24 protein-coding genes and 1 pseudogene are annotated in these 24,875 nt (G+C 76.8%); 17 read left to right on the top strand and 8 right to left on the bottom strand.

Annotation, left to right across the window (positions count from 1 at the left end):
* Positions 1-43: 43 nt before the first annotated feature.
* Positions 44-1,171 (bottom strand): sensor histidine kinase, encoded by a 1,128-nt coding sequence (locus tag E9565_RS13080; RefSeq protein WP_236827297.1) that lies wholly within the window; start codon positions 1,169-1,171, stop codon positions 44-46.
* A 147-nt stretch (positions 1,172-1,318) separates the two neighbouring features.
* On the opposite strand from E9565_RS13080, the gene E9565_RS13075 reads away from it, so the two are divergent.
* Positions 1,319-2,632: a Rieske 2Fe-2S domain-containing protein gene (locus E9565_RS13075; RefSeq protein WP_236835388.1), complete on the top strand. Its 1,314-nt coding sequence runs from the start codon at positions 1,319-1,321 to the stop codon at positions 2,630-2,632.
* A 5-nt stretch (positions 2,633-2,637) separates the two neighbouring features.
* Here E9565_RS13075 and E9565_RS13070 read toward each other — a convergent pair whose 3' ends face one another.
* The gene (locus E9565_RS13070) at positions 2,638-2,787 is read right to left on the bottom strand and encodes a hypothetical protein (RefSeq protein ID WP_236827295.1); all 150 of its coding nucleotides are present in this window, start codon (positions 2,785-2,787) and stop codon (positions 2,638-2,640) included.
* Positions 2,788-2,898: 111 nt separating this feature from the next.
* On the opposite strand from E9565_RS13070, the gene E9565_RS13065 reads away from it, so the two are divergent.
* From E9565_RS13065 to E9565_RS13035, 8 genes and pseudogenes are all read left to right on the top strand, one after another.
* Positions 2,899-3,486: a copper chaperone PCu(A)C gene (locus E9565_RS13065; protein ID WP_236835386.1), complete on the top strand. Its 588-nt coding sequence runs from the start codon at positions 2,899-2,901 to the stop codon at positions 3,484-3,486.
* 75 nt (positions 3,487-3,561) lie between these two features.
* Positions 3,562-4,260 (top strand): annotated as a pseudogene (locus E9565_RS23580) (histidine kinase); the annotation flags it as partial.
* Between the two features lie 175 nt (positions 4,261-4,435).
* Positions 4,436-4,744 (top strand): sensor histidine kinase, encoded by a 309-nt coding sequence (locus tag E9565_RS23575; RefSeq protein WP_374201737.1) that lies wholly within the window; start codon positions 4,436-4,438, stop codon positions 4,742-4,744.
* Positions 4,741-5,436 (top strand): response regulator transcription factor, encoded by a 696-nt coding sequence (locus E9565_RS23570; RefSeq protein WP_236827292.1) that lies wholly within the window; start codon positions 4,741-4,743, stop codon positions 5,434-5,436. Before E9565_RS23575 ends, E9565_RS23570 begins: the two co-directional genes overlap by 4 nt.
* Before the next feature lie 198 nt (positions 5,437-5,634).
* The gene (locus E9565_RS13050) at positions 5,635-6,393 is read left to right on the top strand and encodes an ABC transporter ATP-binding protein (protein WP_255715763.1); all 759 of its coding nucleotides are present in this window, start codon (positions 5,635-5,637) and stop codon (positions 6,391-6,393) included.
* A gap of 4 nt (positions 6,394-6,397) precedes the next feature.
* On the top strand, positions 6,398-8,857 hold the full coding sequence (locus E9565_RS13045) for an ABC transporter permease (RefSeq protein WP_236835384.1): 2,460 nt from the start codon (positions 6,398-6,400) through the stop codon (positions 8,855-8,857).
* 108 nt (positions 8,858-8,965) lie between these two features.
* Positions 8,966-10,174 carry an MBL fold metallo-hydrolase gene (locus tag E9565_RS13040; RefSeq protein ID WP_236827289.1) on the top strand — a complete coding sequence of 403 codons (1,209 nt, stop codon included), beginning with the start codon at positions 8,966-8,968 and terminating at the stop codon, positions 10,172-10,174.
* Positions 10,175-10,301: 127 nt separating this feature from the next.
* Positions 10,302-11,855, top strand: a complete 1,554-nt coding sequence (locus E9565_RS13035; protein WP_304505912.1) for a GAF domain-containing protein — start codon at positions 10,302-10,304, stop codon at positions 11,853-11,855.
* Between the two features lie 116 nt (positions 11,856-11,971).
* Here E9565_RS13035 and E9565_RS13025 read toward each other — a convergent pair whose 3' ends face one another.
* A complete protein-coding gene (locus E9565_RS13025; protein WP_236835383.1) occupies positions 11,972-12,826 on the bottom strand; it encodes an Fpg/Nei family DNA glycosylase in 855 nt (284 codons plus the stop codon).
* Positions 12,827-13,050: 224 nt separating this feature from the next.
* Between E9565_RS13025 and E9565_RS13020 the strand changes: the two genes are divergently transcribed.
* The gene (locus E9565_RS13020) at positions 13,051-13,623 is read left to right on the top strand and encodes a hypothetical protein (protein ID WP_236827287.1); all 573 of its coding nucleotides are present in this window, start codon (positions 13,051-13,053) and stop codon (positions 13,621-13,623) included.
* Between the two features lie 61 nt (positions 13,624-13,684).
* Here the strand turns inward: E9565_RS13020 and E9565_RS13015 are convergent, their stop codons facing one another.
* From E9565_RS13015 to E9565_RS13005, 3 genes are read right to left on the bottom strand one after another with little or no spacing between them, the layout of a single operon-like run.
* Positions 13,685-14,770, bottom strand: a complete 1,086-nt coding sequence (locus tag E9565_RS13015; protein ID WP_236827286.1) for a GerMN domain-containing protein — start codon at positions 14,768-14,770, stop codon at positions 13,685-13,687.
* Positions 14,767-16,140 carry a cell wall metabolism sensor histidine kinase WalK gene (locus E9565_RS13010; protein ID WP_236827285.1) on the bottom strand — a complete coding sequence of 458 codons (1,374 nt, stop codon included), beginning with the start codon at positions 16,138-16,140 and terminating at the stop codon, positions 14,767-14,769. The genes E9565_RS13015 and E9565_RS13010 overlap by 4 nt, the downstream gene beginning before the upstream one ends.
* Positions 16,137-16,853, bottom strand: a complete 717-nt coding sequence (locus E9565_RS13005) for a response regulator transcription factor (RefSeq protein ID WP_236827284.1) — start codon at positions 16,851-16,853, stop codon at positions 16,137-16,139. Before E9565_RS13005 ends, E9565_RS13010 begins: the two co-directional genes overlap by 4 nt.
* A gap of 141 nt (positions 16,854-16,994) precedes the next feature.
* Here E9565_RS13005 and E9565_RS13000 point away from each other — a divergent pair, with 141 nt between their 5' ends.
* Both E9565_RS13000 and E9565_RS12995 read left to right on the top strand, forming a co-directional pair.
* The gene (locus E9565_RS13000) at positions 16,995-17,351 is read left to right on the top strand and encodes an STAS domain-containing protein (RefSeq protein WP_236827283.1); all 357 of its coding nucleotides are present in this window, start codon (positions 16,995-16,997) and stop codon (positions 17,349-17,351) included.
* A 46-nt stretch (positions 17,352-17,397) separates the two neighbouring features.
* Entirely contained in the window at positions 17,398-18,765 is a 1,368-nt protein-coding gene (locus E9565_RS12995; RefSeq protein WP_236835381.1) for a deoxyribodipyrimidine photo-lyase, read from the top strand.
* 6 nt (positions 18,766-18,771) lie between these two features.
* Here the strand turns inward: E9565_RS12995 and E9565_RS12990 are convergent, their stop codons facing one another.
* Both E9565_RS12990 and E9565_RS22550 read right to left on the bottom strand, forming a co-directional pair.
* Complete coding sequence (locus E9565_RS12990) at positions 18,772-19,560, bottom strand: hypothetical protein (RefSeq protein WP_236835379.1); 789 nt, start codon at positions 19,558-19,560, stop codon at positions 18,772-18,774.
* Complete coding sequence (locus E9565_RS22550; RefSeq protein ID WP_236827280.1) at positions 19,557-20,057, bottom strand: DUF309 domain-containing protein; 501 nt, start codon at positions 20,055-20,057, stop codon at positions 19,557-19,559. Before E9565_RS22550 ends, E9565_RS12990 begins: the two co-directional genes overlap by 4 nt.
* Positions 20,058-20,197: 140 nt before the next feature.
* Here E9565_RS22550 and E9565_RS12980 point away from each other — a divergent pair, with 140 nt between their 5' ends.
* The 5 genes from E9565_RS12980 to egtE all read left to right on the top strand — a co-directional run bounded on the left by E9565_RS12980 (position 20,198) and on the right by egtE (position 24,273).
* Positions 20,198-21,019 carry a DUF4397 domain-containing protein gene (locus E9565_RS12980; protein ID WP_236835377.1) on the top strand — a complete coding sequence of 274 codons (822 nt, stop codon included), beginning with the start codon at positions 20,198-20,200 and terminating at the stop codon, positions 21,017-21,019.
* A 19-nt stretch (positions 21,020-21,038) separates the two neighbouring features.
* On the top strand, positions 21,039-21,710 hold the full coding sequence (locus E9565_RS12975; RefSeq protein ID WP_236835375.1) for a class F sortase: 672 nt from the start codon (positions 21,039-21,041) through the stop codon (positions 21,708-21,710).
* A gap of 44 nt (positions 21,711-21,754) precedes the next feature.
* Complete coding sequence (locus E9565_RS12970; protein WP_236827277.1) at positions 21,755-22,357, top strand: RNA polymerase sigma factor; 603 nt, start codon at positions 21,755-21,757, stop codon at positions 22,355-22,357.
* Positions 22,338-23,093, top strand: a complete 756-nt coding sequence (locus E9565_RS12965; RefSeq protein WP_236835373.1) for an anti-sigma factor — start codon at positions 22,338-22,340, stop codon at positions 23,091-23,093. The genes E9565_RS12970 and E9565_RS12965 overlap by 20 nt, the downstream gene beginning before the upstream one ends.
* A 64-nt stretch (positions 23,094-23,157) precedes the next feature.
* Complete coding sequence (gene egtE / locus E9565_RS12960) at positions 23,158-24,273, top strand: ergothioneine biosynthesis PLP-dependent enzyme EgtE (RefSeq protein ID WP_236835371.1); 1,116 nt, start codon at positions 23,158-23,160, stop codon at positions 24,271-24,273.
* Positions 24,274-24,875: the final 602 nt, after the last annotated feature.

Genomic DNA, 24,875 nt, shown 5'->3' with positions numbered 1-24,875 from the left:
CGCAGGCGGTCGCCCGTCCGGTTCCGCGCCCTCGCCAGCTCGGTCACGGACGCACCCCGGGAGCGAACTTGGGGACCCGCACGATGACCTTCGTCCCCGCGCCCGGGGCGGTCTCGACGACCAGACCGTAGTCGTCCCCGAACGCCGTGCGCAGCCGGGCGTCGACGTTGCCCAGCCCCACCGAGTCGACCGAGACGTCGCCGGCGAGGGCCCGCCGCACCTTCTCCGGGTCCTCGCCGATGCCGTCGTCCTCGACCGAGATCAGGCACTCCCCGGCCTGGTCGGCGGCGATGATGGTCACCGTCCCGGTGCCCGGCTTGCGCTCCAGGCCGTGCCGCACCGCGTTCTCCACGAGCGGCTGCAGGCAGAGGAAGGGGACGGCGACGGGCAGCACCTCCTGCGCCACCCGCAGCGTGACCTGCAGCCGGTCACCGAACCGCGCCTTCTCCAGCACCAGGTAGCGCTCGATGGACCGCAGCTCCTCGGCCAGCGTCGTGTACTCGCCGTGGTGGCTGAAGGAGTAGCGGGTGAAGTCGGCGAACTCCAGCAGCAGCTCGCGCGCCCGCACCGGGTCGGTCCGGACGAACGAGGCGATCGCGGTCAGCGAGTTGTAGATGAAGTGGGGGCTGATCTGCGCCCGCAGCGCCCGCACCTCCGCCTCCATCAGCCGCGTCCGCGAGGCGTCGAGCTCGGCCAGCTCCAGGTTCCCCGACACCCACCGCGCCACCTCGGTCACGGCCCGCACGAGCGCGGCGGAGGCCGACGAGGTGAACGCCTGCAGGGTGCCGACCACCCGGTCCTCCACCACCAGCGGGCTGATCACGACCTGCCGCAGCCCGCACCCGGCGTCCGAGCAGGCGAAGCTCGTGCGGTCCAGCACCACCGTGCCGCCCGACTCCACGACGACGGCGGCGAGGGCTGCCGCGTCCTGCTCGTGGTGGCCGAAGCGGCCGTCCCAGGCCAGCGTCGTCACGGTGTCGGTCAACGCGACGGCGGGCACCCCGAGCAGGTCCCGCAGGTGCCGGATCGCGCGCCCGGCGGAGCCGCTGGTCAGCCCCTCGCGCAGCTCCGGCGCCGTGAGGGAGGCCGAGTGGAGGGTGCGGAAGGTCGCCTGCTCGGCCTCCGTGCCCAGGTGGCCGGGGCGCAGCCAGCGCAGCGCTCCGCGCAACACGGTCCCTCCCTCCGGGCAACCGCCGGGCTGTGGTCGGGGTCACTGTAGAGACCGCCGACCGGTGCGGTGGCCGCCGCCGGGCGCAGGGTTGACCGGATCGCTCCACCGCCGTAACCCGGAAGGCACAGGGCCCGGGTGCAATGGCTCATGGTCGCGATCAGCGCTCTGCCGTCGGGGTGGTTCGCGGTGGCCCGCGCCGCCGACGTGGGCACGACGCCGGTGCCGGTGGGCGCCGGCGGGCGCGCCTGGGTGGTGGTCCGGCTGCGGCCGGGGGGCGAGGTGAGCGCCTTCCCGGCCGGCTGCCCGCACCGGGCCGTCCCGCTCGCGTCCGCCACGGTCACCGACGGCCGGCTGGAGTGCCCGCGCCACGGCTGGCGGTTCGACGCCGACGGCCGGTGCGTGGCCGCGCCCTCGCTCGGGCCGGCCGGCGCGCCCCCGCCCCGGGCGGACCTGGCGATGCCGTGGGCGGTTGAGGAGCGGCACGGCTGGGTGTGGCTGGCCCCCGACCGCACCGTCCTCCCGCTGCCGCCCCGGCCCGCCGAGCGGCCGGTCCCCGAGGCGCCGCCGCCCGTCGCCGCGCCGCGCGGCCCGGTGTTCGGGAACCTCGACCCCTCGCTGGACCGGGCCTGGCACCCGGTGGCCCTCTCCCCCGAGCTCCGGGACGGCGGCTGGCTGCAGGTCCGGTTGCTCGGCCGGACGTGGACCCTGCGGAGGGACGGCGACGGGCTGCGGGCCGATCCACCCGCGCACGGTGTCCGCGAGCGGTGGGGCGTCGTCGAGCTCGCCCCGGCCGCGCCGGCCGGGGCGCCGCTGGAGGTGCCGGAGGACGACGACCGCCGGTTCCTGTCCCGGTGGCTGGCGCCCCGGCGCACCCCGGCCCCCGCGGCCGTCGTCGCCGACCTGCTGCTCGACGTCGCCCGGTTGCCGTTCGTGCACGGCGGGACGACGGGGGCCGCCGACCACCCGGAGGTGCCGCCGTACGAGGTGGTCCGGGAGGCGGGCGGGTTCCGCTCGGTGCAGGAGCAGTGGTGCGACGACCCGCTGGACCCCGAGGTGGCGCTGGGCGGACGCCCGCTGCGGCAGCGCCGCCGCGTCACCTACGTGCACCGGGCCCCGTTCGCGCTGCGGGTGCGCCGCGACCAGCTGGACTCGGGGGCGACGACGACCGTGGTGACCCTGCTCCAGCCCGAGGACGCCGACTCCACCCGCGTGCTCACCCGGGTCCTGCACGCGTCCGGGCCCGGCCGGCCGCTGCCGTCGCGCGCGCTGCTGGCCGCCCACGCCGCGGCCGAGCAGCAGGCCCTGGACGCCGACCTGGCGCTGCTGGCCGGCCCGCCGTCCGCCGGGCTGCCGCTGGACCCCCGCGTCGAGCTGCACCTGCCCGCCGACCGGCTGGGCGTGGCGCTCCGGGACGCGCTCTGCGACTTCCGTGCGGCCGGGCGCACGCGCGCGGCCGCCTGACCCGCTCACCCCGCCGGCAGGTCCTCCCCGCACCGGGGGCAGGTGGTGGGCGGGTCGTCATCGGCCAGCCCACCGCAGGCGGGGCAGACCCGGCGCAGCCAGCACGCCGGGTCACCGCCCTCGTCGGGCACCGGCCCGGTCCGGTCGTCGTCCACGCGCCCTCCCCAATGCGACAAGTCTGTTGCGGCCCGCCCGCCGAGGGGTGCCGGTGACCGGCCGGGGGTAACCGGGGACGGTCGTACGAGAGATCCCCCGGAAGGACCAGGATGACCCGCCGCACGCGCAGGCACCCGCTCGCCGCACTGCTCCTCGCCGCCACCCTGCCCCTCGCCGCCTGCGGTGGGGAAGGGGGCGCCGACAGCCCGGGGGTCGACGACCTCGACAACCCGCTCGACGTCCCCGGCGACGAGGTGATCGGCGGCAACCCCGGGCCGGACGAGGCCGTGACCGAGGACATCAAGATCACCGCGCTGGGGCTGGCCTTCCCCGAGGACGGCGTGTGGGAGGTGGGCGAGGACGTCCGGCTCTACGCGGCCATCGCGAACACCGGCACCACGGGTGACCAGCTGGTCGAGGTCCGCGGTGAGGACTTCGCCGGCGCGGAGCTGGTCCCGCTGGACGGTTCCGCCGGGACGATCGAGATCCCCGAGGAGGACAACGTCTACCTGGAGCCCGAGGGCCCGCCGTCGGTGCTCCTGACCGACCTGTCCACGGACCTCCGCTCGTCGCAGTCGATCCCCGTCACCTTCGTGTTCGAGCAGGCCGGCGAGGTCACCATGGAGGCGCCGGTGGTCTCCGAGCCCCCCGGCCAGGGCGGCTTCGAGGCCCCGGAGGACCCGACCCCCGAGGACTGATCCCCCCGCGGGACGACCCGCGGATCATCCCGCGGGGCGACGAGGCCGGCGTTCGCGGTCCCTAGGCTCCCGGGCATGGAACGGTCGCCCGTCGAGCACCTGGCCCCGTGGCTGCGGGACCGGCCGTTCGTCGTCGACACCGCGCTGGCCGCGCTCATCGGCCTGGTCACCGTCGTCCTGCCCGCCGGCACCTACTGGTCCAGCCAGGGCGCCTCGTTCCTCGTGGGTGTGCTGCTCGTGGCGCCGCTGGCCTGGCGCCGGCGCGCGCCGGTCCCGGCGGCGGCCGTCGTCGTCGCGGCCGGGCTGCTGGAGCTGCTGGTCTCCGACCAGTTCCTGGCGGCCAACTACGCCGCGCTGGTGATGGTCTACTCGCTGGCCGCGTACGCCCCGCGGTGGGCCGGGCAGGCGGGGCTGGCCGTCGGGCTGGTGGGTGCGGTCCTCGCGAGCCTGCGCTACTACTCCAGCGACGTCGTCGACGCCGTCGTCCCCGCGGGGTCCATCGGCGTGGCGGTGGTCGCCGCCTGGGCGCTGGGCGACCTGCGGCGCGCGCGGCTGCAGCGGCTGGCCGCCCTGGAGGAGCGGGCGCAGCTGCTCGAGCTGGAGCGCGACCAGGAGATGCGGCTGGCCGCGACCGCCGAGCGCGCCCGCATCGCGCGCGAGATGCACGACGTCGTCGCGCACTCCCTCTCGGTCGTCATCGCCCAGGCCGACGGGGGCCGCTACGCCGGCCGGGCCGACCCGCGGGCGGCGACCGACGCGCTGGAGGCGATCGCCGCCACCGGCCGGCAGGCGCTCACCGACATGCGGGCCCTGCTCGGCGTGCTCCGGGACGGCGGCAGCGAGGAGTACGCCCCGCAACCCGACGTCGCCGCGATCCCCCGACCTGGTCGAGGACGTGCGGGGCAGCGGCCTGGACGTCGACCTCATCGAGGAGGGGACGCCGCAGCCGATGCCCGCCGGCCCGCAGCTGGCCGCCTACCGCATCGTGCAGGAGTCGCTCACCAACGTGCTCAAGCACGCCGGCCCGGCCGGCCGCGCCTGGGTGCGGCTGCAGTGGCGGTCCGACGCGCTGGAGCTCTCGGTGCTCGACGACGGCCGCGGCGCCGCGGCCACGGTCGACGGCTCCGACGGCCTGGGCCAGGGGCTGCGCGGCATGCGGGAGCGCGCCCTGCTGCACGGCGGGCACCTGGAGGCCGGGCCCCGCGCCGGTGGCGGGTTCGGGGTGCACGCCGCCCTGCCCTACCGTTCGCCCCGATGAGCGCGATCCGGGTCCTCCTCGTGGACGACCAGCAGATGGTGCGGGCCGGGTTCCGCATGGTCATCGACTCCCAGCCCGACCTCACCGTGGTGGGGGAGGCCGGCGACGGCGCGGCGGCGGTCGAGGTGCTGGCCCGCACGCCGGCCGACGTCGTCCTCATGGACATCCGCATGCCCGGCACCGACGGCATCGAGGGCACCCGGCGGATCACCGCGCTGCCCGGGCCACCGCGGGTCGTCGTCCTCACCACCTTCGACCTCGACGAGTACGTGGTCGCCGCGATCGGCGCCGGGGCCAGCGGCTTCCTGCTCAAGGACGCCGCCCCGGAGGAGATGCTCGCGGCGATCCGGACCGTGCACGCCGGCGACTCGGTGATCGCGGCGAGCTCCACCCGCCGGCTGCTGCAGCACGTCGCGCCGATCCTGCGGGGCGGGGCGGCCGTCGCACCGGCCGGCGCCGACGACGGGGCCCTGGCCGAGCTCACGCCGCGCGAGCGCGAGGTGCTCGAGCAGATGGCCTACGGCGCGACCAACACCGAGATCGCCGCGCACTTCGTCGTCAGCGAGGCCACGGTGAAGACGCACGTCGGGCGGGTGCTGGCCAAGACCGGCTCCCGGGACCGCGTGCAGGCCGTCGTCCTGGCCTACCGCACCGGGCTGGTCGCCCCCGCGGACCTGCTCCGCAACGCCTGACCCGCCCCCGAGGGCGTTTTGTGCACATGACGCCGGAACGGGGTCCACCCGCGGCATGACGGCCGGTCCACCCACGGGACGACCACGGCCTCGGCGAGGACCGGCCCGTGCTCCGACGCGGGAGGACGGCGCCGGGCGGCAGCGTGATCACCGTCCCGATCAGCTGTCCCGCGGAGGTCCGAAGTGCCCGTCCCCGTCATGACCGTCCCCGGCGAGCAGCCGGCGTCCCTGTCCGGCGCCGCCGTCCGCGCCGCCGGCCTGCGCAAGACCTACGGCGGGGGCGAGACCGCCGTCCACGCACTGGCCGGTGTCGACGTCGCCTTCGCCCGCGGCGGGTTCACCGCGATCATGGGCCCCTCCGGCAGCGGCAAGTCCACGCTGATGCACTGCCTGGCGGGGCTGGACGCCGCCACCGCCGGGCAGGTGTGGCTGGGCGACACCGAGCTGACCAGCCTCCGGGACGACCAGCTCACCGGGCTGCGCCGCCAGCGGATCGGCTTCGTCTTCCAGGCGTTCAACCTGCTGCCCGTGCTGCCGGCGCGCGACAACATCGTGCTGCCGATGCAGCTGGCCGGGCAGCGCCCCGACCCGGCGTGGTTCGACGACGTCGTCGCCCGGCTCGGCCTCCGCGAGCGCCTGGGGCACCGCCCGCACGAGCTCTCCGGCGGCCAGCAGCAGCGGGTGGCGATCGCCCGCGCGCTGCTGCCCCGCCCCGACGTCGTCTTCGCCGACGAGCCCACCGGCAACCTCGACTCCCGCAGCGGTGCGGAGGTGCTGGGCCTGCTCCGCTCCAGCGTCAAGGAGACCGGCCAGACCGTCGTCATGGTCACCCACGACCCCTCGGCCGCCGCCTACGCCGACCGCGTGGTGCTGCTGGCCGACGGCCGGCTGGCCGGCGAGCTCACCGACCCGACCGCCGCCTCCGTGCTCGACGCCCTCCGCGGCCTGGGGGCCTGACGTCATGCGCGCAGTCACCCTGGCGAGCATCCGGGCGCACCTGCCCCGGCTGATCGCCTCCACCCTGGCGATCGTCATCGCCGTGGGCTTCGTCGTCGCCACCCTGGTGCTCAACCAGACCTCCCGTGCCACGGTCCTGGACGCCGTGGGCGCCCCCTACGTCGGCGTCGACGCGGTGGTCACCTCGGACGACGGCTCCGGCCTGGCCGACGAGCTGGACCGCATCGCGGCGCTGGACGGCGTCGCCGCGGTCGACACCACCTGGGAGACCGGCGTGCAGGCGCTGCTGCCCGGCCGCACGGGGCAGCAGTACCTGCTCGCCGAGTCGGTCGCCGACGCACCGGCGCTGCGCTGGCAGTCGCTGGCCGACGGCGAGCTGCCCGACGCGCCCGGTGAGATCGCGGTGAGCGAGCGCACCGGCGCGACCGTCGGGGACAGGTTCCCGGTGACCTCCTTCGCGCCCGACGGCACGGAGCGGGACTCCTCCGTCACGGTCACCGGCGTCGTCGACCTGGGCGGCGACCCCACCGCCGGCATCTACGGCCGCCTCTGGGGCACCGCCGAGCAGCTGCGCGCCTGGGGCGCCGTCGACCCCGTCGAGCTCCGGGTGGCCGGGGTCGAGGGCGTGCCGGCCGGGGACGTGGTGCAGCAGGTCGCCGCCGCCCTGGCCGACCGGCAGGTCGCGGTGCGCACCGGCACCGAGCAGGCCGAGGAGGCCGCTGCGCAGCTGACCGGCGACACGATGGCGCTCACCGCGGTGCTGCTGGTCTTCGCCACGGTGGCGGTGCTGGTGGCGGGCCTCGTCATCGCCAACACGTTCGCCGTCCTGCTCGCCCAGCGGACCCGGGAGCTGGCGCTGCTGCGCTGCGTGGGGGCGACCGCCCGCCAGGTGCGCCGCAGCGTGCTGGGCGAGGCCGCCCTGACCGGCCTGGCCGCGTCGGCCGTCGGCGTCCTGGCCGGCATCGGCCTGGCCGCGGCCGTCTCGGCGGTCGCCGAGGCCGCCGACTCCCCGGTCCCGCTCTCGGGGCTGTCCGTGCCGTGGATCGCGGTCGCCGCCGGGCTGGCCGTCGGCACGGCCACCACCTTGCTCGCCGCGCTCGCGCCCGCCCGCGCCGCCACGAAGGTCGCGCCGCTCGCCGCGCTCCGGCCGGCCGACCCCGCACCGCTGCGGTCGCGGGGCGGGGCGCTGCGCCTGGTGCTCGGACTGCTGCTGCTGGTCCCCGGGGTGCTGCTCATGGGGGTCGGCGTCGCGCTGGCCGACGTCCTGGTCGCGCTGCCGGGCGGGGCGCTGAGCTTCCTCGGCGTCGTGCTGCTGGCCCAGCGGGCGGTGCCCCCGGTCGTGGGCGCCGTCGGCCGGCTGGCCGCCCGGCTGGGCGGCGTGCCGGGCCGGCTCGCCGCCGGCAACGCCACCCGCAACCCCCGGCGGACGGCGGCCACGGCGACCGCGCTGCTCATCGGCGTCACCCTGATCACCGCCATGGTCGTCGGGGCGGCGTCGACGCGGGCCACCGCGCAGGCCGGGCTGGCCGCCCAGTACCCCACCGACGTGATCGTCCAGGGCGACGGGTCCGTGCCCGCGTCGCTGCCGGGCCGGCTGGCCGCGGTCGACGGGGTGGTGGCGGCGTCGTCCCTCACCGCCGCGACGGTGACCGGGCCGGACGGCCAGGAGACCGGCGTCTCCGGGCTGGACGCCGCGACCGCGGCGCCCGTGCTGCGCTCGACCGGCGACGTGCCGATCCCGGCGGCCGGCGAGGTCGTGCTGCCGTGGTGGGCCGACTCCAGCTGGGGGATCCCGGCCGGCGGGCCGGTCACCTTCACCGCAGGCGACCGGACGGCGACCCTCACCGCCCTGTACGGCGACGTCGAGCGGCCCACCCTGCCCGTCGCCGAGCTGGCCCGGCTCGCGCCCGAGGCCGCCGTCGACACCGTCTGGCTGCGGCTGGCCGACGACGCCGACCACACCGACGTGATCGACGAGGTCACCGACGTCGCCACCGCCGCCATGCCGTTCGCCTTCGTCACCGGGCTGGCCAGCGAGCGGGCCGCGATCGACTCCGTGCTCGACGTGCTGCTGCTCGTCGTGACCGGCCTGCTGGGCGTGGCGGTGGTGATCGCCCTGATCGGGGTGGGCAACACGCTGGCCCTGTCGGTGGTCGAGCGGCGGCAGGAGAACGGGCTGCTGCGGGCGCTGGGCCTCACCCGGGGGCAGCTGCGCGGGCTGCTCGCCTGGGAGTCCGCCCTGGTCGCCGGCGTGGCGGCGGTGCTCGGCGTGCTGCTGGGCAGCTTCTACGGGCTCGTCGGCGTCGCCTCGGTGCTCGGCTCCTACGGCGAGCTGGTGCTGAGCATGCCGTGGCTGCAGGTGGGCGCGATCGTGCTGGTCGCGACGGTGGCCGGGCTGCTCGCCTCGGTGCTGCCGGCCCGCCGGGCGGCGCGGACCCCGCCGGTGGCCGCGATCGCCGGCTGACCCGCCGGGATCAGGGTCCCCGATCCCGGAGCGTCCCCCCTCACCTCCCGCGGTGAGGGAGGACGCTCCTCACAGCCGCCGTCCACCTCCGGCTGGGATGCTCGAACTGTGCCGTCCCGCATCGCTGCCCGCACCGCCCTCACCGCCGCCCTGCTCGCCGGCCCCGTGAGCTGGGTGGCCACCGCCGCCTGGGGCCTGCCGACCGCGCTGGGCGCCCACCGCCGCCGGCTGCGCCCGGTGGTCGCCGGGTCGCCGCAGTTCTCCGACGGCAAGTTCCACAACCGGATGCCCACCCCCGCGCTCTCCCCCGCGAACACCCGCGACGGGTTGCTGCGGCAGTGGCACGAGGAGCGGCACGTCGGCCTGCCCGGCGCCCCCATCCCGCTCGCGCAGGCCGACCTGCCCGCCGACGCCGCCGAGCTCGCCGTCACCTGGTTCGGCCACGCCAGCGCCCTGCTGGAGGTCGACGGCCGGCGGGTGCTGCTCGACCCGGTGTGGGGCCACCGCGTCTCGCCGTCGCCGATCATCGGCCCCACCCGGCTGCACGAGCCCCCGCTGGCGCTCGAGGAGCTGCCCCCGGTCGACGCGGTGCTCATCTCGCACGACCACTACGACCACCTGGACCTGCCGACCGTGCGGACCCTGCTGCGCACCCAGCGCGCGCCCTGGGTGGTGCCGCTCGGCATCGGCGAGCACCTGCGCAAGTGGGGGGTGCCCGAGGAGCGGATCGTCGAGCTGGACTGGGACGGCGAGCACCGCATCGGCGACCTGGCGCTCACCTGCACCGAGGCGCGGCACTTCTCCGGGCGCTACTTCCACCGCGACACCACCCTCTGGGCCTCCTGGGTGGTCGCCGGCCCCCGGCACCGGGTCTTCTTCGGCGGGGACACCGGCTACACCCCGGCCTTCGCTGGCATCGGCGCCCGGCTGGGCCCGTTCGACCTGACCCTGCTGCCGATCGGGGCCTACAACGACGCCTGGCACGCCATCCACATGGACCCGGAGGAGGCGGTGCGCGCGCACGGCGACCTCGGGGGGCGCGTGCTGCTGCCGGTGCACTGGGCCACCTTCAACCTGGCGTTCCACCGCTGGTCCGAGCCGGTGGAGCGACTGCTGGCCGCGGCGGGCGCCCGCGGTGTGGACGTCGTCGTCCCCCAGCCGGGTGAGCGGGTCGACGTGCTCTCCCCGCCGCCGCTGCGCGACTGGTGGAGCGCGGTCGGCTCGGCCGGCGCCGCTGCGCACCAGGACGACGCCGGCGTCGGCAGCAGCGTGCTGGTCCGCGCGCTGACCCGGCTGGTGTCGCTGCTCCCGGACTGACAGCGGAACCGGACGACACCGGATCGGTTGCACGCAACACGTTCGGGTAAGAGATACCGATTCGGACTCAACGACCCCACCTGGCCTCCGATGGTCCCCCGACACCATCGATGGAGAGGGTGCAGCCATGCCCCCGTTCAACCGACGCCGGTCGGCTCCCGTGCACGACGTGCAGATCGCCGAGGCCCGGGCCAACGTCGAGGCCGTGACCGCGGTCGTGACCGCCCTCGGCCGCGCCACGACCACCGCGGAGGCCGTGACCGCCGCGCTGGACCTGGTGCGGCAGCACTTCGGCTGGGCCTACGGCTCCTACTGGCGGGTGGACGCCGCTGAGCAGGTGCTGCGCTTCGCGCAGGAGTCGGGCGACGCCGGACCCGAGTTCGGGAAGGTGACCCGCGCGGCCTCCTTCCGCGAGGGCGTCGGGCTGGCCGGGCGCGCCTGGGGCACCCGGGACCTGGTCGCGGTCACCGACCTCGGCCTGCTGCGCGACTGCGTCCGGGCGCCGGTGGCCCAGCGGGTGGGCGTCCGCAGCGGCATCTGCTTCCCGGTCCTGGAGGACGGCGCCGTCACCGGGACCATGGACTTCTTCGCCACCGAGACGCTGGACCTCTCCGCCGAGCGGCTGGCCACGCTGCGTGCCGTCGGGGTGCTCGTCTCGCAGGCCGTCGAGCGGGTGTCCGCCGCCGTCCGCCAGGCGAAGGCCGCCGAGGACACGCAGGCGGTCACCGACCTGCTGCGCGAGGTCAGCCGGGCGAGCACCCGCGAGCAGGCGATGACGCGGGCCCTGGAGACCATCCGCGACGGCTTCGGGTGGGACTACGGCTCCTACTGGGCGATCGACCCCGCCGACCGCGCGCTGCACTTCGTCCTGGAGTCCGGCAGCGCGGGGCAGGAGTTCCGGGAGGTCACCCTCCGGGCGTCGTTCACCGAGGGCGTCGGCCTGTCCGGCCGGGCCTGGAAGACCCGCGACCTGTTCTTCGTCGAGGACCTCGCCGAGATGACCGACTGCGTGCGGGCCCCGGCCGCCCGGCGCGCGGGCGTGAGGTCCGGCGTCTGCCTGCCCATCCTGGTCTCCGGCGAGGTCGTCGGGACCATGGACTTCTTCGCGACCCGCACCCTCGTCCTCGCCCCGGGACGCGCCGCGGCGCTGCGCAGCGCCGCGTTCCTGCTCGGCCAGGCACTGGAGCGCTTCGCCGCCTCCGAGCGGCTGTCGCTGGCCGGCGAGCAACTGATCGAGTCGATCACCGAGGTCGAGCGGAACGTGCTGTCGGCGACGTCGGTGGCCACCGACGGGCAGCGGCTGGCCGCCGAGGCCAACCACGAGGTCGCCGGTCTGGGCGAGTCGAGCCAGGACATCGGCAAGGTGGTCAAGGTGATCCGCGGGATCGCCGACCAGACCAACCTGCTCGCGCTGAACGCCACCATCGAGGCGGCCCGGGCCGGGGAGGCCGGCCGCGGGTTCGCCGTCGTCGCCAACGAGGTCAAGGAGCTCGCGCTGGAGACGGCGCGGGCGACGACCGACGTCGACGCGAAGGTGACCGCGATCCAGCAGCAGGTGGAGCGGGTCGTGTCGGCGCTGGCCGCCATCAGCACCACGGTCGAGAGCATCAACGAGACCCAGCAGGTCATCGGCGGGGTGCTGACGGAGCAGTCGGCGGTGACCCGGGAGATCCTCGCGTAGGACGACGCCCCGCCCCAGCCGCCGTCCTCCCCCACCGCACGGCGTCCTCCCTCACCGCGCACCACGAGGGAGGACGCGCCACGATCAGGTTCGGGGATCGTGGCCGCAGGCCGCGGTCAGCGCAGCAGCTTCGACATCCGCCGGTCGGCCAGCGGCTTGCCCCCGGTCTGGCAGGTCGGGCAGTACTGGAGCGAGGTGTCGGCGAAGCTGACCTCGCGGACGGTGTCGCCGCAGACCGGGCACGGCAGGCCGGTGCGGGCGTGCACCTGCAGGCCCGAGCGCTTCTCCCCCTTCATCGTGGCGGCCCGCTGGCCCACCTGGCGGCCCAGCGCCCCGGTGAGGGTCTCGCGCACCGCATCGAAGAGACGGACCAGTTCGTCGTCGGTCAGCTTGTCGGCCATCTTGAACGGTGACAGCCGCGCGGCGTGCAGGATCTCGTCGGAGTAGGCGTTGCCGATGCCGGCCACCAGGGTCTGGTCGGTGAGCGCGCCCTTGAGCTGCCCCGACCGGCCGGCCATCAGCCGGGCGAAGGTCTCCCGGTCCACCTCGAGGGCGTCCGGCCCGAGGCGCGCGATCCCCGGCACCTCCGCCGGCGACCGGACGACGTGGACGGCCAGCCCCTTGCGCGTCCCCTGCTCGGTGAGGTCGAACCCGTTGCCGTCGTCGAGGTGCACGCGCAGCGCCAGCGGGCCCTTGCCGGGCTTCGGCGGCGCGGTGGGCAGGTTCTCCCGCCAGTGCAGCCAGCCCGCCCGCGCGAGGTGGACGACGAGGTGCAGCCCCGCGACGTCGAGGTCGAGGAACTTGCCGTGCCGGGCGGCCCCGGTGATCTCCAGGCCGGCGAGCGCGGACAGCGGCGGGTCGAAGGTCTTGATCGCCTGGACGGCGGCGAGGTCGGCGCGCGCCAGCACGTGGCCGACGGCGTTCTCGCGCAGGAACGCCGCCAACGCCTCCACCTCGGGCAACTCGGGCACCCGACCATGATCCACCGGATGCGGCCCCGGCGCGGCCCCCGATCGGTTGACCCGGCGACGGCGGTCCGGCGGCGGGGGTCTTGCGGAGCTGCGACGACCGCATGACGCCCGCGACGACCCGGTGGAGACCCTGTTGCGGCCGCCTGCGCGGCCCCCGGACGGGAGTACACCTCCGGTCGGAGGCCCGCTCCGCAGGGGCGCGGGCCCGGTGGATGGAGGCCATCGTGACGAGGATCGGACCCGTTCCCCTGGCGGTCGTCGGCGGCGTGGTCGCGCTGCTGCTCGGCCTGCTCGGCCCCGCCTCGGCCGCGGCGCGCACGCCGTACTGCGGGCTGGTGTGGGGCTCGCTGCCGGAGGCCGGCGCGGCGACCGCCGCCGGCCTGACCGTGACCGACGTCCGCGCCGGCCGGCACGCCTGCTTCGACCGCCTGGTCGTCGACCTGCACGGTCCCGCGACGCCCACCGGCTACTCGGTGCGCTACGTCGGTGCGGTGCAGCAGGAGGGCACGGGCGACGTCGTCCCGCTGGCCGGCGGGGCCGCGCTGGAGGTCGTCGTCCACTCCCCCGCCCACGATCGGCACGGCCGGGCCACCTACCTGCCGCCCAGCCGCGGCGAGGTCGTGGACGTCGACGGCTTCCGCACGCTCGAGCAGGTCGCCTGGGCCGGTTCGTACGAGGGCCGCACCACCCTCGGCGTCGGCACCCGCGCCCGGCTGCCCTTCCGCACCTTCACCCTGGTCGGTGCCCCCGGGGACGACGCGGTCCGCCTGGTGATCGACGTCGCCCACCGCTGGTGACCGGTCGCGCCCTGCCCGGGCCTGCGCCCCGGAGCCGATCCGCAGCGCAGGCCCTCGCGCGTCACCCCTGGTGCAGCACCTCGATCACCACCCGGTTCGGGCTCTGCAGCCGGTAGACGCGGAACGGGCGCTCGCCCGCGGTCCCGAGGAAGGCCACCAGCTGCCCCTCGAAGACCGAGTCGATCACGACCTCCCGGACGGCGGGGCCGTCCAGGACGACCGGGTCCGGTCCGGCGTAGGGCGCGACGCCGGTGTCCCCGGGCAGGCCCACGCCGGTGAGGACGAGCTGCAGGACGGCGTCCCCGGCGACGTCCACCGGCAGCCCGCTGCCCGCCGACAGGGGGTCGGGGACGTAACGGGCGGCCCACCCGGGCAGCCCCGCACCGGCCACCTCGAGCACCACCCGGTCGAACCCCGCCTGGCGGCCGGCGCGGACGTCGGTCACCGTCACCGCGGCCCCGGGGGACGCCGCGGCCGTGTCGGGCCGGGTGTCGGCGGCGAACGGGGCCGCCACCCCGGCGGTCGGGGCCGGCGTGGTGGCCGCCGGGGACACCGGGGGCGGGTTGAGGAAGGCGGCGTAGTCGGCCGGGAGCAGCGGCTCGTCGGTGAGCGCCCCGGAGGGCAGCGGCGCCTCCACCGGCTGGCCGTCGCTGGTGAGCAGGACGGCGTCGATCCCCGGCAGGCTCGCCGCGGTGAGCACGATCTGGGCGACCGCCCGCCGGCCGGAGGACAGCGGGGAGGCGCCCGCGAGATCGATCGTTGCCGTGCCGCCGTCGATGCCGGACACCTCCAGCGTCGTCCCGGACGGGAGCGCCGTGGACAGCCCCTCGGCCCGCTCGTCCCCGGTCGGCCCCGCGGCCAGGGCGCTCAGCAGGTCGGCCAGCCGCTCCTCGGCCGACCCGCTCCCGCTGTCCCGGGCCCGGGGGACGAGCGCCTCGTCGGGGCCGATCAGGTAGGCCCAGCCCACCTCACCGGGTACCGCCGACGGCGCCGCCGAGGGAGCCGGCGTCGGCGCGGCGAGCCCGTACGGGACGTCGGACGGCGCGATCGTCGTCGGTCCCGATCCGGTGGGCACCCCGCAGGACACCACCCCGGCGACGACGGCCCCCAGCACGCCGCCGGCGCCCAGCCGGCGCAGGCGGGTCACGACCGCGCCGCCGGCAGGGAGAGGACGAAGCGCGCCCCGCCGCACGGGCTCGCCTCGCACCACGCCGCACCCCCGTGCTGGGCGGCGGTCTCCGCCACGATCGCCAACCCCAGGCCGGCGCCGGGCAGCGAGCGACGGGCCGAACCCGGGGCCCGGGCGAAGCGCTCGAAGATCCGCTCGCGGTCCAGCGGGGCGACCCCCGGCCCGGCGTCGTCCACCGTGACCTCCACGGAGCCCTCGCAGCGCCGGACCGCCACCCGCTCGGGCCCGCCGCCGTAGCGGTCGGCGTTGTCCAGGAGGTTGCGCACGGCCCGCTCCAGCCGTGACTTGTCCCCCAGCACCGTGCTCCCCTCGCCGGGACCGGCCTCCAGCAGGTCGACCGGCCGGCCGGTCCCCTCCAGCACCTCCCGCACGAGGGCGGCCATCGGCACGGGGACGACGTCGTGCCCGTGGTCGGCCCCGTCCATCCAGGCCAGCTCCAGCAGGTCGTCGAGGGTGACCCGCAAGCGCGTCACCTGGCCCTCGACCAGGGCGAGGGCCTGCTGGGCCCGCGGCGGCAGCTCCTCCCGCCGGGTGGCCAGCACCTCGACGCTCGTGGTGAGGCTGGTGAGCGGGCTGCGCAGCTCGTGGCTGACGTCGCCGACGAACCGGGCGTCCCGCGAGATCCGGGCGGCGAGGGCGTCGACCATGCTGTTGAAGGCCGCCACGATGCCCACCAGGTCGGGGTCGTCGGTCGGTGGGAGGCGGGTGGAGAGCTCACCGCCGGCGATGCGGGTGGCCGCGCCGGCGACCTGCTCCAGCGGGGAGACGGCGCGCCGGCTGGCCCACGCGCCGAACCCGGCCCCCGCCAGGGTGGCGACGCCGGCGCCCGCGCCCAGCACCACCCCGAGCGTGCCCAGCAGCGCCGCGAGGTCGTCCAGCGGCGCGATCTCGTACACCTCGACGCCCGCGCTCACCACGGGGACGGCGACGACCAGCCGCGGGCCGTCCGCGGTGTCGACCCGCTGCGCGCCGGCCGCGCCGTCGGCCACCACCTGGCGCAGCCCCGCGGGGACGTCGCGCCGCCCCACCTCCAGGCTCGAGGAGTACCAGTCGTCCCCGCTCCGCACGACGACCTCGGCGTCGCCGAAGGGGACGAGCTCGCCCAGCACCGCCCCGACGTCGACCCCGGCGGCGGCCAGCCGGGTGCGCAGCACCTCGGCATCGGCGAACGCCTGCTGGGTGAGCGCCTGCTCGCGCTGCTCCACCAGGAAGCTGCGGGCCAGCAGCCAGGTGGTGGTCACCAGCACCGCCGAGACCAGCAGGGTGCTGGCGGCGAAGCCCACGACGATCCGGCCCCGCAGCCCCCGCCGCCCGGGGACCGGTCTCACTGCGGGTCCAGGCGGTAGCCCAGCCCCCGGACGGTCACCACGAGCCGCGGGTTCCCGGGGTCCCGCTCGACCTTGGTGCGCAACCGCCGCACGTGGACGTCGACGATCCGCTCGTCGCCGAAGAACCCGTGGTCCCACACGCGCTCGAGCAGCGCCTGCCGGCTGAAGACCCGCCCCGGCGCCGCGGCCAGCTCGCAGAGCACCCGGAACTCGGTCAGCGTGAGGGGGAGCTGCCGGTCGCCGCGGTAGACCGTCCCGCTGGCCTCCCGCAGCACGAGCGGCGCCTCGGGGTCGTGGTCGAGCACCACGCCCGGCCGGGTCGCGACGGCCGGGGCCCCCGCCGGCACCGCGGCGGTCCGCCGGCGCAGCGCCTTCAGCCGCGCGGTGATCTCCTTGACCTGGAACGGCTTGGTCACGTAGTCGTCGGCGCCGGCCTCCAGCGCCTCGACGATGTCCTGCGTGTCGGCGCGGGCGCTGACGACGACGACGGGCAGGTCGTGGTCGCGGCGCACCTCGCGGATCACGGTGAGACCGTCCACCGCCCCGAGCATCAGGTCGACGATCATCATGTCCGGCGCGGCGATGCCCACCATGCGGACGGCGTCCTCGCCCGAGGCGGCCTCGGCGACGTCGTACCCCTCGTCCTCCAGCGCCCACCGCAGCGCGGTCCGGATGGAGTCGTCGTCCTCCACGATCATGATCCGCAACGACACGCGGTCATGCTCCCACCGCGCTCCCGCGCCCCCGGGCAGGGCGGGCACCGTCATCGGATCGCAATGTCGTGACCGGGGAGATCGCAAACTGCGCCCGCCAGGCTGCAGTGAGAGCGGATCCCGACCGCGGAGGAGACCACCGTGCACGCTGCCGACCGCGCCCAGCGCGATCCCGGTACCACCGGCTCCTCCCGGCACGACTCCGGCGAGGTCGTGCTGCGGCTGACCGAGGAGATGCTGGCCGACGGGGTCGCCGACATCCGGTGGGCCCTGCACGACGCCCTCATCACCGGTGCCCGGCGGGTGGTCGTCGACGTCCGCGACGTGGAGCACCTGTCCAGCCCGGCGGCGGCCAGCCTCCTCACCGCGCACCGGGCGTGCCGGGCCCGCGGGGGCAGCGTCGTCGTCCGCGGGGCCAACCGGCGCACGATGGGGCTCCTCCGCCGGACGGGGCTGTGGCGCGTGCTCGGGCTGGACGGCCTGGACCGCCCCGCCTGAACCGGCCGCCGGGCGCCCCCGCCGCGTCGCTCCTACGCTCGGCCGGGTGCCCACCGCGCTGCTCTGGTTCCGCCGCGACCTGCGCCTGGGTGACCACCCCGCCCTGCTGGCCGCGCGCGACGCGACGGGTCCGGACGGCGACGTCGTCCCGGTGTTCGTGTTCGACGAGCGGCTGTGGGGGCCCTCCGGCGGGCCCCGCCGCCGCTTCCTCCTCGACTGCCTGACCGCCCTGGAGGACGACCTCGGGGGCGCGCTCGTGCTGCGCCGCGGCGACCCGGCCCGGGTGCTGCCCGCGCTGGCCGGCGAGGTGGGCGCCACGTCGGTGCACGTCAGCGCGGACGCCGGGCCGTACGGCCGCCGCCGCGACGACGCGGTGGAGCGGGCGCTGGGCGAGGTCCCGCTGGTGCGCACCGGCTCGCCGTACGCGGTGACGCCCGGGCGGGTCACCAAGCGCGACGGGACGCCGTTCCAGGTGTTCTCGCCCTTCGCCCGGGCCTGGCGGGAGCACGGCTGGCGGGCACCGGCGTCGTCGCCCGGCGACGTCCGCTGGCGCACCGGCGTCCGCTCCGACGACCGCCCCCCGGCACCCGAGCTCGACGGTGTGACGCTCCCGCCGGCCGGGGAGGCCGCCGCGCTGGCCGCCTGGGCGCGGTTCCGCGACGAGCGGCTGCCCGGCTACGCCGACGGGCGCAACACCCCGGCCGGTGACGGGACCAGCCGGATGTCGGCCTACCTGAAGTACGGCTGCATCCACCCCCGGACGCTGCTGGCCGACCTCGCGGCGGCCGGGCAGGCGGAGCCGGTGCGCCGGTACACCGACGAGCTGGCCTGGCGGGACTTCTACGCCGACGTCCTGTGGCACCGGCCGGAGTCGGCGCGCGAGTACCTGAAGCCGGAGCTGCGGGCGATGGGCTACGACGACGGCCCGCACGCGCAGGAGCTGGTGCGCGCCTGGGAGACGGGGCGCACCGGCTTCCCGATCGTCGACGCCGGCATGCGCCAGCTGCTGGGCGAGGCCTACGTGCACAACCGGGTGCGGATGATCGTCGCCTCGTTCCTGGTGAAGGACCTGCACCAGGAGTGGACGCTCGGCGCGCGGTGGTTCATGCGGCACCTGGTCGACGGCGACCTCGCCAGCAACAACCACGGCTGGCAGTGGGTGGCGGGCACCGGCACCGACGCCTCGCCCTACTACCGGGTCTTCAACCCGGTCACGCAGGGGAAGAAGTTCGACCCCGACGGCGCCTACGTGAAGCGCTGGGTGCCGGAACTGCGGGACGTCGATCCCCGGTACGTGCACGAGCCGTGGACCGCGCCGGGCGGCGTCCCCGCCGGCTACCCGGAGCCGGTCGTCGACCACGCGCACGAGCGGCAGGTGGCGCTGGACCGCTACGCCCGCGTCCGCGGCCGCTGACGAAGGTCAGCCGACGAGCAGGCTGACGGGGTCCCGGTGGACGACGGTGCGCACCACGAGGGTGACCGCCACGGCGGAGGCGGCGGCGAGGGCGGCGACGACGACCGGGGCCGGCGGTCCGGCGACCGCGACGGCCACCAGCCCCCACACGACGGCCAGGGCGAACGGACCGGCGGCGTCGCGCGCGGCCAGCACCAGCGCCGACGCGATCAGGGCGACGACCGCGAGCACCACCACGGCCCAGACCTGGGCGGTGGTGCCCGACGCCGGTGCACCGAGCGCGACACCGGCCTGGCCGGCGTTCACCGCGGCCGCGACGGTCACCCAGCCGAGCAGCAGGCCGGTGACCGCGGCCGGCAGCACCCTCCCGAGCCCCTCGACCGGGAGGTCCTGCAGCCGTGCCCACGCGACCGCGGTGGCCGCGACGATGCAGAGCAGCAGCACGAGCGGGACCAGCGGAACCGAGACGCCGACCAGGGGGAAGGCGATCTCCCAGGCCGCGTTCCCGGCGAAGGCCGCGGCCAGCGGCCAGCCGGTCCGGCGGTGGAGGGTGCGGCCGCGCTGGCCCGGCAGCGCCTGGTAGACCGCCCAGGCCAGGGACCCGGCGAAGATGACGCCCCAGATGCTGAAGGCGTACCCGGCCGGGGTGATCAGCGAGCCGGTCTCGTCGCTGACCGCGCCGACGCTGCGCCCGGCGAGCGCGCTGCCGAGCGGGCTGCCCACGACCTGCGCGACCGCGGCGGCGAGGACCGCCGCGGCCCGGAGGCCGTCGTGCCGTGCTCCGTCCGTCGTCATCCTCGCGGTGTGCCCGGGTCGCCCGCAGCCGAACCGGTCAGCCGGGGGGCGGCAGCGGCCGGGTCACCACCCGTGCCCGGGGCCGCGGCCAGGCCCCTGGCCCACGCCACCAGCCCGTCGACGTCGACCCCGTGGGGCGGTGCGGCCGCGTAGCCGGCGATGCTGCCCGCGCCCCGCTCCAGCAGCGTGGTCGCGCCCCGGCCGTTGCCCCGGGCGGCGTGGGTCAGGCCGACGGCGAGCTGGGCCAGTCCCCGCCAGAGCTCGCGCTCCTCCGCCGGGGCGCTCTTCCACGCGTCCTCCAGCACCTCGTGGGCGTGGAACGGCCGGCCGGCGTCCAGGAGGCGCTGCGCCTCGGCGAGCGCCACCGCCGGGGCCCGGACGACCCCCTCGGGGGCACGCTCCTCGCCCACGGCTCCCCGCGGCAGGGGCCGCCCGAGGGCGTCCCGCGGGCGGGCGTTGCGGGCACGCCCCTCCTCGTCGCGATCCCGGTCCGGCACCGGGCCATCTTCCCGCCCTCGTCGCCGGGCAGCAGCCCCGGCAGACGATCCCGCGACATCCACCCGGGCGGATGTGCATCCGGATCCGCGCAGGGGGGCGAAGACCTGTCAGCACGACCCCTTCGACGAGAGGAAACACCATGAGCACGGTTCGTACCCTCGGTCGCGCCGCCGGCGCCCTCGGCGTCGCCGGTGGCCTCGTCCTGGTCGCCACCCCGGCCCTGGCCGACAACCACACCGCCACGGTGTCCGTCCTGCACGGGGTGCCGGAGCTGCCCGTCGACGTCTACGCCAACGGCGAGCGGCTGATCGACGACTTCCAGCCGGGCACCCTGACCGACCCGCTGGAGCTGCCCGCGGGCTCCTACGACCTGGCGCTGTTCCCGGCCGACGCGCCGGACGGCTCGGGCGACCCGCTGCTGTCGGCCGACGGCGTCAGCGTCCCGGCCGGGGCCAACGCCACCGTGGTGGCCCACCTGACGGAGGCCGGCGAGCCCGCGCTCACCCCGTTCGTCAACGAGGTCGGTGACATCCCCGCCGGCCAGGCGCGCGTCACCGTGCGCCACGTGGCGGCCGCGCCCGCCGTGGACGTCCGGGCCGGTGGCCAGGTGGTCGTCGACGGGCTGAGCAACCCGAACGAGGAGTCGCTCACCGTCCCGGCCGGCACGGTCAACGCCGACGTCGTCCTCGCGGGCACCGACACCGTCGCCATCGGCCCGGCCGACCTGGACCTGGCCGAGGGCGCCACGACGATCGTCTACGCGTGGGGCTCCGAGGACGCCGGCTACGAGCTGGCCGTCCAGAGCATCTCCGGTCAGCACTCGGCGCCGTCCGGCGTCCCGGGTGGGAGCGCCGGCCTGGCCGACGACTCCGGCCTGCCGCTGCCGGTGGGTGCCGCCGCCGTCGCCGGTGTCGCCCTCGCCGCCGCCGGCGCGTTCCGGCTGGCGCGTTCCTCGCGCTGACCCCGGGCATCCCGAGGAGATGACCGTGCGACCCGCCGCCGCCAGCGTCGTGCTGGGGCTGGCCCTCGCCGTCGGTGCGCCGACCGCGTGGGCCCTGTCCCGGCCGGACGCGGCGGCGGGTCCGCCGGTCGACCAGGTGCTGGAGCGCCCCGCCGACCCCACCACCGCGCCCCCGGCGTCCACGCTGCCGGAGGTGAGCGTCCGGGACGCCGCCCCCACGGTGGCTCCCGAGATCGCCCCGCCCGCGCGGCTGGAGGTCCCCGGACTCGGCGTGACGGCGCCGGTGGACCCCATGGGCATCGCCGGCGACGGCCAGATGGCGCTGCCCGAGGACGTCGACCGCGTCGGCTGGTACCGCTTCGGCCCGGAGCCCGGCGCGGCCGGGAACTCCGTGATCGCCGGCCACGTGGACGACCGCGAGCAGGGCCCCGGAGCCTTGTTCCCCCTCCGGACGGCCGAGCCGGGTGAGGAGATCGCCGTCACCGACGCCGCCGGCGGGACCACCCGCTGGCGCGTGGTCTCCCGCGAGGTGGTCGAGAAGGACGTCCTCCCGCTCGACGAGATCTTCCGCCGGGACGGCCCGCCCCGGCTGGTCGTCATCACCTGCGGCGGCCCGTTCCTGCCCGAGTTCCGCAGCTACCGCGACAACGTCGTCGTGGTCGCCGAGCCCGTTGCAGGCACCACGCCGTGACCGGGGTGCTGGACCGGGCTGCGCGGCTGGGTAGCGTCGGCACCGTGAACCCCGACCCCGTTCCGGTGCCGCACGGCTCCGCGGAGCCGGACGACGCCGAGGTGGGCCGCCGGTTCGCCGCCGGTGACGAGCAGGCGCTCGCCCTCGCCTACGCGCGGTGGGCGGGGCAGCTGCACGGCATGGCGGTGCGCGCCTTCGGCCCCGGCCCCGACGCCGAGGACGTCACCCAGCAGACCTTCATCTCCGCCTGGACCGGCCGCGCCCGGTACAACCCCGAGCAGGGTCCGCTGCCGGCCTGGCTGGTCGGCGTCTGCCGCCACAAGATCGCCGACACCTGGGCCCGGCGGGACCGGCAGCGCCGCGAGGCCGAGGCCGCCGTCTCCGAGGCGCAGGCCACACCGGCCGGTGGGACGACGCCCCCGGTCGACAGCGTTGTGACCGACCGGATGCTCGTGCTGGACGAGCTCGAGCGCCTCGGCCAGCCCCAGCGCGGGATCATCGAGCTCGCGTTCTTCGCCGATCTCACCCACGCCCAGATCGCGGAGCGCACCGGGATCCCGCTGGGCACGGTGAAATCCCACATCCGCCGCACGCTCGAACGCCTGAGGACCCGATTGGAGGTGGACGGTGCCGCACTGCCAGCCTGAGCAGCTCGCCCTGGCGGCGCTGCGCGAGCCGCTCCCGGCCGACGACGCCGCCCACCTCGGCTCGTGCGCCGAGTGCCGGGCCGAGGTCGCGGCGCTCCAGCGGGCCGTCGACGCCGTCGCCGTCCCCGAGTTCGCCGAGCCGGGGCCGCCCGTGGCGCCGCCCGCCTCGGTGTGGGCCGGCATCGCGGCGGCCACCGGGGTGCAGGCGACGCCGGGTGGCACCGCGTCCGACGCCGAACCCGTCGCTCCGGCGGTGACCGCCCCCGCCCCGGCCGCGGCCGGCGGCCAGGTGCTGCCGCTGCGCCGCAGCCGCCGCACGGTGGTGCTGGTGGCGGCCGCCGCGATCACCGGTGCCGTCGTGGGTGCCGGTGCCGTGGCGCTGCTGCAGGGCGAGGACTCGCTCGAACCGCTCACCACCGTGGCCCTCGAGCCGCTCGACGGCGAGCCGGCCTCGGGCCGGGCGGAGGTCGTCGTCCGCCCGGACGGCTCGCGCGCCCTCGAGGTCGACCTCGACGCGCCCGCGGTCGAGGACGCGTACTACGAGATCTGGCTGATCGAGCCGGGCGTCGTCGACATGGTGCCGCTGGGGGTCCTGCGCCCGGGGACCCAGACCTTCGAGCTGCCGGCCGGGCTGGACCTGGCGGCGTACCCGATCGTCGACGTCTCGGTCGAGCCCCTGGACGGCGACCCGACGCACTCGGGGGTCTCCGTGGCCCGGGGCCAGATCGAGAGCTGAAGAAGGACCCCGTGCCCCCGACCACCCGCGAGCTCCCGGCGGACCCCTGCACCGGGCCGGACGCGTGACGCCCCCCGGCGAGGAGCTGGGCGCCCACTGGCGGAAGGCCCGGCCGCGACCCGCGGGCCGGCACCTGGACAGCGCCGCGTGCAGCCGGCAGAGCCACCGCGTGCTGGAGGCGACGGCGCACCACGCCCGGCACGAGGCGGAGCTGGGCGGGTACGTCGCCGAGGCGACCGCCGACGACCTGCTGCAGCAGGGGCGCTCGGTCCTCGGCGGGCTGGCCGGCATGGCCGCTGCCGACGTCGCCTTCGTGGAGTCCGCCCAGGCCGCGCTGGTCGCCCTGCTGAGCGGCTGGCGGCTGCCGGCCGGCTCGCGGGTGGCCTGCCTGCCCGGGGAGTTCGCCCCGAACGTCGCGCAGCTGCGCGCTGCGGGGCTGCGGCCCGAGCCGCTGCCGGTCGACGGCCTGGGGCGGGCCGACCTCGACCGCGTGGAGCGGCTGCTGGCCACCGATCCGCCACGGGTGGTGCACCTGACGCACGTCGCCAGCCACCGGGGGCTCGTGCAGCCGGCGCGGGAGGTCGCGGCGCTGTGCCGCGCGGCCGGGGTCCCGCTGGTCCTGGACGCCGCGCAGTCCCTGGGGCACGTCGACGTCGACCTGGGCGCCGACGTCGTCTACGGCACCTCGCGCAAGTGGCTCGCCGGGCCGCGCGGCGTCGGGGTGCTGATGGCCCGCCCGCAGGTCGCCGCGCAGCTGGTGCCGGTGCTCCCCGAGCCGGAGGGCGTGCCGCCGATGCGCGCCTTCGAGTCGGGGGAGGCGCACGTGGCCGGCCGGATCGGGCTCGTCGTCGCCGTCGGCGAGCACCTGGCCGCCGGGCCCCACCACGTGCGCATGCGGCTGGCCGGGCTCGGCCGGGCCACCCGCGAGCTCCTGGGCGGCGTGTCCGGCTGGCAGGTCGTGGAACCCACCGACGAGCCGACGGCCACCACCACGCTGCACCCGCCCGACGGTGTCGACGTCGTCGCCACCCGCGCCCGGCTGCTGACCGAGCACGGCATCGTGGTCAGCGCGTTCGGGCCGGAGCGCGCCCCCGGCGAGATGACCGGACCGGTGCTGCGGATCTCCCCGCACCTGGACGCCACGGTCGAGGACCTGGAGGCGCTCGCCGCCGCGCTCTGACGCCGGCACTTCGTCGCCCACCTACCCGGCCCGCCGTGCGCGGCCTGGCGCGTCCCGGAACGCCCACCGGTGGAGGGTCGCCCAGGCGATCGGCTGCGGGAGCGCGCTCCCCCTGCTGGCCGGGGTGCAGCAGACCACGGGCGGGATGGGATCCGGTGCTGGTCCGCCGGTGACCTCGCCGTCCTCGTGACGGCGCCCGAGCCCCGGGCCCGCTGGGTCGATGGCCGGTCGCGGGCATGCCACTGCTCCTCGCGGTGGCCGTCGCCGACCTCTCCTGGCCCGGGCGCTGCCGCGTGCCCCCCAGCCGCGACGTCACTGGACCGCTGCTCCGACACGTGACGGAACAGCGGCCCAGTGGCCACCGCCGACGACGGGACGAGTGGTCGTCGACGCGAAGCCCCCGGGCGGGGGGCTGGGACCCCGCGGAGTCGCTTGCCCGGCCGCTCGTCGGGCCCTCACGAGCGAGGACGCCGGCAAGCCGGCCGCGGTTCCCGGTCGTGCGAACGACGAAGGGCCCCAGCCTGGTGGCTGGGGCCCTTCGTGAATGGTTGTCCGGCGGCGTCCTACTCTCCCACCCCGTCTCCAGGGCAGTACCATCGGCG

Source organism: Blastococcus sp. KM273129 (assembly GCF_021698995.1).
Lineage (GTDB): Bacteria > Actinomycetota > Actinomycetes > Mycobacteriales > Geodermatophilaceae > Blastococcus.
Note: the sequence above shows the minus strand (reverse complement) of the source record. Positions and strands in the feature narration are given on the sequence as shown.